Below are 9,656 nucleotides of genomic sequence, written 5' to 3'. Positions count from 1 at the left end.
GTAACACGCAAGTATTAAGATATTTTATGTGTATTTGCGCACAATTAGACATCAGCAAGCTACTCAAACAGGACGTATTTTAGGTCTGACGAAACACGGAATTATTGTGGCCAGGGGATCTGCGGGGCGAGGGTGCTCGTCCCGATCCTGCTCGCGTAAGCCGTCCGGGTGCGCCGCACGACACCAAGGCTGCCCGCCGCGGCGGGCCCGGTCAGCGGCCTGGTCGCGTGTGACGGCCGCCCGGCGCGGCTCGCGGTGCTGGGCGAGTCCACCGTGGACGGTGTCGGCGCGGCGACACACGCCGAGGCGCTGACCGGACGGCTCGCCGACGAACTCGCGCGGGACGGCGGCGCGGTCGCCTGGCAGGCCGTCGGCAAGACCGGGGCCAACGCCCGTGTCGTGCGCGAGGAGCTGCTCCCGCTGCTCGGACCGGCCGACCTCGTGGTGATCGCGCTGGGCGTCAACGACACGATCGAACTGCATTCGGCCACGCGCTACCGGCGTGACCTGCTCGACCTGGTCGTCTCCGTGCGACGTCGCGCCGGGCGGATCCCGGTGGTGCTGGCCGGCGTGCCGCCGATGGGCCGGTTCCCCGCGCTACCGCGTCCGCTGCGCGACGTCCTCGGCGCGAGATCGGCCGCCCTCGACGCGGCGGCCGCCCGGTTGGCATCGCTGCCCGGGGTCGTCCACGTCCCGATGCCCGCCGCGATGCTGGACCCCGCGACCTTCGCCGAAGACCGTTTCCACCCCGGTCCCGAGGGCTACCGGCGCTGGGCCGAACAACTCGCTGACGTGAGCCGTCAATTACTCAGTGACACGATTTGGTCGCAAAAGCGCTGATCAGGTCACTCGCCTGCCACAGATTAAGAAATTTCCGCGAAAAAGCTGGCTCTGCGTGTATCTGGTGGCAGCCTCGTTGCGTCCTATGGAGCAGTCGAGGAAATGAGGGAACCCGATGACGACCGAGACCAACACCGCACCCGTCGACGACGAGGCCACGGCCACCGAAGACCTCGAAGAGACGACCCCGAAGCCGGGCCCGATCACGGCGCCGGTCCCGCCCCGTCCCGGTGGTGTCCGCCCGGACGGCAACTGGGAGCCGAACGGCACCAAACCGCCGGTGAACTGAAACGACACAGACAGGTGATGTCCGGAGGCCGAGGGGGCCTCCGGACATCACCTCCGGGTGCTCCTTCGGGGGAGGGGGACACCTGGACGCGGGCCCGTTGGGGAGCGGGCCCGGGGGGAGGGAAAAAAGGACCGGCCGGTGCGCAGTCCACACCTACTCGCGCCGGCCGGTGCCTTTGTCCCGCCCCAGACCGTGAGGGACGACCGAAACTCGACAAAAAAGTTAGTGACTTGATGTATCCCAGAGCCTCTTGCACGCTCCTTCTCCCCGAAGGGCCCGCGATACTGCCAGCGCCGACACGAAGACACGTCCGAAGTGGGGCAGATACGGTGACCGACGTGCAAACGACCGAGGTAGACCCGCCATGGGAAGGACTGACCGGTGCCGACCTGCATGCCGCCTGCATGCGCGCGGCGCGGGCCGGTGACCGCCAGGCGATGGACAGACTTGTGCACGAGCTGACCCCGCTCGTGTGGCATGTCGCGCGTGCGAACGGGCTCGATCGCCTGACCGCCGAGGACGTGGTCCAGACGGTATGGCTCGCCCTGTTCAGTCAGCTCGAAAAACTGCGTGATCCCAAGGCGCTCGCCGCCTGGTTGATCACCACCACCAGACGTGAAGCCCAACATCCTTTCGGCCGCCGCGCCCAGCCCGTCCCGCTGACCGACGAGCTGGCCGAAAGCATGGAGAGCACCCATCCGGCCCCCGAAGAGGAAGCCGTCCGCGCCGACCGGGATCGCCGGGTCTGGCGCGCCTTCCTCCGCTTGCCGCACCGCTGTCAGCAGCTCCTTCGGCTGACCGTGCTCGCCGGGCGGGCTGAATACCAGCTGGTCGCCGAAGCACTCCGCATGCCGCGCGGCAGTGTCGGCCCGACCAGGGGCCGTTGCCTCGAATCGATGCGCGACCTACTGGCCCACGAAGGGGGAAGCCGATGAACGACCTCGGGACGCCGGGGGAGATGACCTCCCCGGGCGATGAGGCCTTGCTCGCCGATATCGGGCGCTTCATGGACGAACTGGACCCGCCACCGGGAGACCTGGTGCAGCGGGTTCAGTTCGCGCTCGCGCTCGAAAACCTCGATGTCGAGGTCGCCCGCTGGGAACGGATGGACGCCACCGCCGGCGTCCGCGGCAGCGACACCGGCACGATCACCTTCACCGTCAGCGACCTGACCGTGATGATCAACCTCACCAAGATCGGCAAGAAGCACCGGATCGACGGCTGGCTCGTGCCCGCCGGCGAGTACGGGGTGGAGGTCCGCGTCGCCGAACACGGCACGAGTTCCACCACCGCCGACGAGGGAGGCCGGTTCGTGCTGGACAACGTTCCCCAGGGGACCACCCAGATCGTGATCCACCTCGGTGACGTGACCTGCCGCCGGACGGTCGTGACCCCGACAGTGGTGCTCTGACCGGACGGCTGTTCCGTTATGCGGCGTGGGTGTGCTCCCATAGTGCGTGTGCCCGCGCCGTCTCCTCCTGTCGTCGATCCCGTAGCCGAGGCCGCGGAGCTTCATCGTCAGGCGATGGCCGCCGCCGCCGATCACGGCCCGGGCGCCGCGATCAAGTTGCTGCAGCGCGCTTTGACCCGCCTCGGGCCGGTCTCGGCCGCCGGGCCGGAACGGCTGGAGATCCGGGTCCGGGTGCTGATCAGCCTCGCCGCGGCGGAGGCGGAGGTTCTGTCCCAAGAGGACGGATTCGCCCGGCTGGACGAAGCCGAACAAGTGCGGCTTTCGCTGCCTGAAGGCGGAACCAGGCGCTTGCTCCGATTCACCGTCGTCCTCCAGCGCGCCGTCGTCCTGATGCGGATCTGGCGGCTGGAGGAGGCTCTCGCGCTCTACGACGCGGTGCTCCCCAGCCTGGTCGACGAGGTGGAGGACCACAGCCTGCTCCTGACCCGGAACATGATGAACCGGGCGTGGCTGCATCTGCAGATGACCAATCCCGATGGCGCCTACAAGGATCTGATCGGCGCACTGGACATCGCGGTCAAGTACGGTCACCGCCGTCTCGAAGGAAAGATCCGGCACAACCTCGGCGATCACGCCCAGCTGCTCGGCGACATCCCCGAAGCGCTCCGGCACTACGAGCAGGCGGCCTCGATATTCGTCACCGACGGGCCCGGCTCGCTGCCGCTCGTCCGGCTCGACCAGGCGAAGGCCCTGCTCACCGCCGGTCTCGCCGAAGAGGCGGCACGACACCTCGACGAAGCCATCCCCGAACTCCGCGGCAACGGTGCGCACCATGTCGTCGCGGAAGCGGAGGTCGCGCGAGCCGGGGCGGCCATCCTCGATGGTGACCACGTGCTGGCGAAGAAGCTCGCGACGTCCGCACGGCGGAGTTTCCTGCGGCGCGGTAACGGCCGGTGGGCGGAGATCGCCGAGTTGACCCGGCTCCGCGCGGACGCGGTGAAGGTCTTGGCGGACAGGGAGAAGAAGCCGTCCGGGAAACTGCCCGAACAACTCGCCGATCTCGCCATCCGGCTGGCCGGACTCGGTCTGCGCGACGAAGCGGGCGCGGCGAGGATGTTCGCGGTGCGGTTGCTGCTCCGTCGCGACGAGACGGTCGCCGCGCAGGAACTCCTCGCCCAAGTGCCGAAACCGCGGCAGACCACGCCGATCGACCACCGGATGCTGCTCCGGTTGTGCCGGGCGGAGCTCGCCGTGGCGTCCCACCGGCCGCGTTCGGCGCTCGCGCAGGCGCGGGCAGGGTTGGCGGAACTCGGGCAGATCCGCGATCGCATGGGCGGGCTCGACCTCGTCTGCGGGACGGCGGCGCATGGCGAGGAACTGGGCAAACTCGCGTTGAGGCTGGTGCTCAAGAAGGCGAGGCGCAGCGGCGCCGGGGCGAAGAGCCTGTTCGCGTGGCTGGAACGCACGCGCGCGCAGGTGTACCGCTACGAACCGCTCCCGGTCATCGAAGACCCCGCGCTCGCCCGGCACATCAACGAAATGCGGCACCTGCAAGGGACGATCCAGGCGCGGCGGCTGTCCGGCGAGCCGGTCGGGAAACTCGAGGAGCGCTACGACCGGTTGCAGCGGGAGGCGACCCGGCTCGGGTGGTACACCAGCCAGTGGGGTCGTCCGCGGCCGGTCTCGGCGCCCGAAGAGGTGGTCGAGCGGCTCGGGGATCGCGTGCTGGTCAGCCTGATGGGGTACAACGACACCCTGTACGCGGTGGTCGTCGACCGCGGCCGGTTCCGGCTGGTGAAGCTGGGTCCGCTCGCGGAGATCGTCGAGACCGCGCGCCAGCTGCACGCGGACCTCGACGCGCTGGCCCCGGACAACCTGCCCGCGCCGCTGGTCGAGGTCGTCACCGGCTCCGCGCGACGCCGAGCAGACAAACTCGACAAGCTGATCTCCGCGTCGCTGGCGAAGACGCTGGAGAACCGCGAGCTGATCATCGTGCCGATCGGTTCGCTGTACGCGTTGCCGTGGGGCGCTTTGCCCTCGCTGCACGGACATCCGGTGTCGATCGCGCCGTCGGCGACCGCCTGGGTGACCGCGTCCGGGCGGCGGAACTCCGGTCCGGTGCTGCTCGCCGGCGGTCCCGGCGTGCCGGGTTCGGTCGGTGAGGTGCGGAACCTGCGGACGGTGTACCCGCAGGCCCGGCTCGTCGACGGGAAGGACGCGACCAGCGAGACCGTACTGTCCGCTTTGGACGGTTCCGGGATGGCGCACCTGGTCGCGCACGGCGCGCACGAACCGGCGAACGCGCTGTTCTCGCGGCTGGAACTCGTCGACGGCCCGCTGTACGCGCACGAAACCGCCCGGCTCGCGAAGCCGCCGGAACGGGTGGTGCTGGCCGCGTGCGAACTCGCGATGAGTCACATCCGGCCGGGCGAGGAAGCGCTCGGGTTCGCCGGGACGCTGCTCGCCAGCGGCTCGCGGACGGTCATCGGTGCGATCGCGCGGGTCGGGGACAAGGCGGCCGCCGACGCGATGTCCGACCTGCACCGTCGGCTGGCTTCGGGGACCGCACCCGCTTTGGCGCTCGCGAAGGCGACCGCCGCCGATCCGCTGCGGCGCCCCTTCCTGTGCCTGGGGGCGGGCTGAAGGGGACTTTCGCCACGTGGGACGCGGTGAAGGACGCTTTCGGCACGTGGGACGCGGTGAAGGACGCTTTCGGCACGTGCGACGCGGTGAAGGACGCTTTCGCCACATCCCACGCCGCGAAAGGTCCCTTCGCCGAGTCCTACGCGGCTAAGGCGTCCTTCAACTACCCACAGGACTTGTCCACAACCTTCGCCACCTGTGGACAACTCCGCCGATCCGCCTTCCCCGTCGCCCACCCCCGATAGACTGGACTCGGGGTCGCCCCCCTGGGACGGGTGGGGGGTGGGGTCAGGGGCGTTCGGCGTGTTTCACCAGGCGGGTCGCCAGGAGTGAGACCACGGTGCGCAGGGCCTTGCAGGCGGCGGCGCCGGTGCCGGGGACCGATTCGGTGAACCGGCCGGTCCAGCGCAGATCCGTGCCGCCGGAAGCGTTCGGCGTGAACGAGACCTCGGCCCGATAGTCCTTCAGCGGCGCGAGGCCCGCGAAGCCGTAGACGTGCTTTCGGTCCTTTTCGTACTCCAGCGTCTCTTCGTGGATGTACACCGGCCACAGGCCGACAGCCCGGACGGCGCCCACTTCGTCCGCGTCCGGCTTCCGCGCCCAGCGCGAGTGGAACACGATCGGCTTCGCCCATTCCGACCACCGGGAACCGTCGGCCTCCAGCGCGAACAGGGAAGCGGGCGAGGCGGTGCTCGTCCGGTTGATCTCGAAGGAGTACGTCTTGCCCATGTGGCGACGATAACCGCTCCCACCGCCACGGATAAGTCAAGATAGAGGCGTGAGCACGACGCGCCGCGAGATCGCCGCACCGCATTGGCTGGTGCAGCTGCTGCGCAGCACACCGGTTCCCATCCCGTGGAACATGGTCGCCCGCGCCGTCCTCGCGCTCGCCGTGCCGCTGGCCGTCGGCTACGCGCTTGGCGACATCGGCGTCGGCGCGCTCATCTCCACCGGCGCCCTGCCCACCGTCCTGTCCGAATCCGCCGGCCCGTACCGCTACCGCGCCCGGCGGCTCGGCGGCGCCACCGCGGCCGCCGCCGTCGGCTACTTCGCCGGACTGATCACCGGCGGCATCCCCGCCGCCTCCATCCCGGTCGTCGTCGCGGTCGCGGCGATCTCCGCACTGATCAGCGCGGCGGGCAGCAACGCCTCCGTCGCCGGCCTCCAGATGTTCGTCTTCTGCGTGCTCGGCACCGGCCAGCACGTCACCGGCCTGCGCGTCGAAATCCTCCTCGGCTACTTCTGCGTCGGCGCCGCCTGGAGTCTGCTCATCGCGCTCGCCACCTGGACCTTCCGCGCCACCAGCCCCGAACGCGGCGCCGTCGCCCACGTCTACGTCGAACTCGCCGCGATGCTGTCCGCGACCGACGAAGCCACCTCCCGCGTCGCGCGGCACCAGCTCACGACGGCGATGAACACCGCCTACGACCGGCTGCTCACCGCCCGGTCCTGGCTGTCGGGCCGCGACGCCACCTACCGCCAGCTGCTCAACCTGCTGTCCGCCAGCACCCCCGCCGTCGAGGCGTCCGTCGCGATGGTCAACGCCGGCCGCCAGGCCCCACGCGACGTGATCGACCACTTCATCGCGACCTCGGCCGCCGTCCTCGCGAACCAGGAGCCGCCGAAGCCACCCGAAGCGCCCGAAGACGCCGACCCGGTCTTAGCCGCGCTCTACGCCGGACTCGCCCGCATCACCAAGGGCGACGACCGGAAACGGCGCGAGGTCCAGCCGTGGCACAAACGCCTCCGCGCCTGGGCGGGTTCGCTCATCTCCGGCCCGCTCACCTGGTTCGCCGCGCTCCGTCTCACGCTGTGCGTCGCGATCGCCGAAATCGTCGCGCTGCTCGTCCCGTTCGAGCGCTCCTATTGGATCACGCTCACCGTCGGCATCGTCCTCAAACCGGACTTCGGCTCGGTCTTCGGCCGCGCCGTCCTGCGCGGCATCGGCACGGTGATCGGCGTGGGCATCGGCGCGGCCGTGCTCGCCGCGGGCGGCGAAGGCTGGCTGCTGGTCCTGCTGATCGCCGTGTTCGCGGGCGGCGTCGCGGTCGGCAAGGTCCGCAACTACGGCATCCTCAGCGCCTTCGTGACGCCGCTGATCATCCTGCAGATGGACCTCGCCAGCACCGGAAGCTGGAACGTCGTGCTCGCGCGGCTCGTCGACACCGTGCTCGGCTGCGCGATCGTCCTGCTCTTCGGCTACCTGCTGTGGCCGGGCAGCCGTCGCCCACAGGTCGGCGGACGGCTCGCCGACGGCCTCGACAGCCTGGTGAAATACGTCGACAAGGGTCTCGTGCTCGCGCCGTCCGGCGAAGCCCGGCTGGAACGCTCACGAGCCCGCCGCCGCGCCTATCGCGCACTGGCCGACCTGCGGACCGCGTTCCAGCAGGTCGTCGTCGAACCCTCCGCCGCCGGACGGCAGGCCGTCGCCTGGTGGCCGGTGATCGCCGGACTCGAACGCGTCGCCGACGCCGTCACCGAGGTCGGCGTCACCCTCGGCCGTGGCGCCCCGGCCCCGGCCGACGACGAGATCGCCCTGCTGACGGCCGCGCTCGCCGAACTCGCGGCCGCCATCCGCGAGGAACGCGACCCGGCGGAGATGCCGATGCCCGACAACGAACAGCTCTCCGGCGTCGTCGACCAGATCGGCGCCGCCTTCGACGCCGTCCGAGGTCCCGACCTCGTCGAGCGCGCGCCGCTGCGGCTGGTCCGTCGATTCCTTCCCTATCACCGTCGGGCTTGACCTTGACATCGTGACAAGGTCTTCACTGATGGCAGGAGGTGATCCCCATCAACACGACACAAAGGACGGACACGCGCCTGCTGGACGCGTTGAGTTCCGAAAGCTCGTCGACACGGCTCCAAGCGGCGCTGGCGGCCGGGACACACCCGGACGCCGGGTTCGTCGACACGCTCGTGGCGCGCTGCGCGATCGAGCCGGACTTCTTCGTCCGGGACATGCTGACCTGGGCGTTGACCCGCCTGCCGTCGAAAACCACGGTGCCGGCACTGCTGGCGGAGCTCGGTTCGGAGGTCGCCCAGGCCCGGAGCCAGGCGCTGCACACGCTGTCCAAGATCGGGGACGCCGGCACGTGGCCCGCGATCACCCGGTCGCTGCTGCACGACGCCGACGACGAGGTCGCGCGAAGCGCTTGGCGTGCCGCTGTCGTCCTCGTCCCCGACGGGGAGCGGAAAAGCCTGGCCACGGACCTGGCCGCGCAACTCGGTCGCGGCGACCGGACGATGCGGCTAAGTCTCAGCAGGGCACTCGTCGCGCTCGGAGACGAGATCGAGCCGGCCCTGCGCGAGGGCCTGGCGAGCGCCGACCCCGAGGTGCGTGTGCACGCCCGCGCCACGGAACGGCTCTTGCGCGACCCGGACGCCGATTTCGACCCGGCCGTCGACGAGGCGAAACGGATCGCCGCGCTCGGCCCGGAACGAACGAGGGAACACGATGCTGATCGGTGAGGTGGCGCGCCGCTCGGGGGTGAGCAGCCGGATGCTCCGGCACTACGACTCCCTCGGGCTGGTGCGCCCGACGGGCCGCACCGTCGGCGGCTACCGCGAGTACTCCGACGAGGACATCCGCCGGATCTTCCACGTGGAGAGCCTGCGCTCCCTCGGGTTGTCGCTGCGCCAGATCGGACGCGCCATGGCGGATCCCGCCTTCGAGCCGTCCGATCTGGTCGGCGACCTCATCCGGCGGACCGAGGAACGCCTGAACCGGGAACAGGAACTGCTCGACAGGCTCCGCGCTGTCGACGCCTCGGCGCCCTTCGGCTGGGAGGGCGTCCTGCGCATCGTCGAGCTCCTGCGCGGCCTCAACTCGCCCCACGCCGCGCGGCGGCAACAGGCCATCCTCTCCCCGGAGGACGTGCCGATGCCCACCGAACTGCTGGCCGGGGCGGTCCTCGCCGAAGCCGATCCGAACGTCGCGGGCGCCTTGCGGTGGGCCCTCGCGCGGGCGGGCGGCGAGGGAGTGGCGAGCCTCGCGTCCGGCGCGCGTTCGGAGGACGTCGACGTCCGGCGGCGCGCGGTCCACGCGCTCGCCGGGATACCCGGTGACGAAGCGACCTCGGCACTCACGGAAGCACTCGGCGACCCGGACTCGGCGGTCCGCGCCCGCGCCGCCCTGGCCGTCGGTTCGCGTGGCCGGACCGAAGCCGTGCCCACCCTCGTCCGCATGGTGGTCGAAGGCACCACCGACGTCGAGGCGGCCGAGGTACTCGGAACCCTGGCCAGGGACGCCGGACGCGCGGATCGGATCATGGGCGAGCTGACCGGCGAGCTCGCCACCGCGGAACCAGCGGCGCGGATCCGCCTGACCCAGGCCCTCGCCGAGATGCCGCCTGACCTCGCGAAGGGCGTCCTGCTGGACCTGGCCGAGGACGACGAACGCGCCGTCGCCCTCCTCGCTTCGGCCCTCGCGGGGGCCTTGGTCACCCACCCGGATGGGGGAGGGTGAGCATAGTC

Annotated in this window: 9 protein-coding genes; 8 read left to right on the top strand and 1 reads right to left on the bottom strand. The window is 70.4% G+C overall.

Annotated elements, in window-relative coordinates; genetic code table 11:
• The first annotated feature begins 168 nt into the window (after positions 1-168).
• The 5 genes from CFP71_RS26880 to CFP71_RS26865 all read left to right on the top strand — a co-directional run bounded on the left by CFP71_RS26880 (position 169) and on the right by CFP71_RS26865 (position 5,183).
• Positions 169-840 (top strand): SGNH/GDSL hydrolase family protein, encoded by a 672-nt coding sequence (locus tag CFP71_RS26880; protein ID WP_244199842.1) that lies wholly within the window; start codon positions 169-171, stop codon positions 838-840.
• A 115-nt stretch (positions 841-955) separates the two neighbouring features.
• Positions 956-1,129 carry a hypothetical protein gene (locus CFP71_RS44290; RefSeq protein ID WP_167406288.1) on the top strand — a complete coding sequence of 58 codons (174 nt, stop codon included), beginning with the start codon at positions 956-958 and terminating at the stop codon, positions 1,127-1,129.
• A gap of 329 nt (positions 1,130-1,458) precedes the next feature.
• The gene (locus CFP71_RS26875; protein ID WP_007030724.1) at positions 1,459-2,064 is read left to right on the top strand and encodes an RNA polymerase sigma factor; all 606 of its coding nucleotides are present in this window, start codon (positions 1,459-1,461) and stop codon (positions 2,062-2,064) included.
• A complete protein-coding gene (locus CFP71_RS26870) occupies positions 2,061-2,540 on the top strand; it encodes a hypothetical protein (protein WP_007030725.1) in 480 nt (159 codons plus the stop codon). The genes CFP71_RS26875 and CFP71_RS26870 overlap by 4 nt, the downstream gene beginning before the upstream one ends.
• Positions 2,541-2,654: 114 nt before the next feature.
• Entirely contained in the window at positions 2,655-5,183 is a 2,529-nt protein-coding gene (locus CFP71_RS26865) for a CHAT domain-containing protein (RefSeq protein ID WP_093936723.1), read from the top strand.
• Between the two features lie 288 nt (positions 5,184-5,471).
• On the opposite strand, the gene CFP71_RS26855 is transcribed toward CFP71_RS26865, so the two are convergent.
• Positions 5,472-5,912 (bottom strand): SRPBCC family protein, encoded by a 441-nt coding sequence (locus CFP71_RS26855; RefSeq protein ID WP_093936721.1) that lies wholly within the window; start codon positions 5,910-5,912, stop codon positions 5,472-5,474.
• A gap of 49 nt (positions 5,913-5,961) precedes the next feature.
• Here CFP71_RS26855 and CFP71_RS26850 point away from each other — a divergent pair, with 49 nt between their 5' ends.
• The 3 genes from CFP71_RS26850 to CFP71_RS26840 are packed head-to-tail and all read left to right on the top strand — an operon-like array spanning position 5,962 to position 9,648.
• Positions 5,962-7,926 carry an FUSC family protein gene (locus CFP71_RS26850; protein ID WP_093936720.1) on the top strand — a complete coding sequence of 655 codons (1,965 nt, stop codon included), beginning with the start codon at positions 5,962-5,964 and terminating at the stop codon, positions 7,924-7,926.
• A 38-nt stretch (positions 7,927-7,964) separates the two neighbouring features.
• A complete protein-coding gene (locus CFP71_RS26845; RefSeq protein WP_093936719.1) occupies positions 7,965-8,651 on the top strand; it encodes a HEAT repeat domain-containing protein in 687 nt (228 codons plus the stop codon).
• Complete coding sequence (locus CFP71_RS26840) at positions 8,638-9,648, top strand: MerR family transcriptional regulator (protein ID WP_093936718.1); 1,011 nt, start codon at positions 8,638-8,640, stop codon at positions 9,646-9,648. The genes CFP71_RS26845 and CFP71_RS26840 overlap by 14 nt, the downstream gene beginning before the upstream one ends.
• The last annotated feature ends 8 nt before the right edge of the window (positions 9,649-9,656 follow it).

It is taken from the genome of Amycolatopsis thailandensis (assembly GCF_002234405.1).
Lineage (GTDB): Bacteria > Actinomycetota > Actinomycetes > Mycobacteriales > Pseudonocardiaceae > Amycolatopsis > Amycolatopsis thailandensis.
Note: the sequence above shows the minus strand (reverse complement) of the source record. Positions and strands in the feature narration are given on the sequence as shown.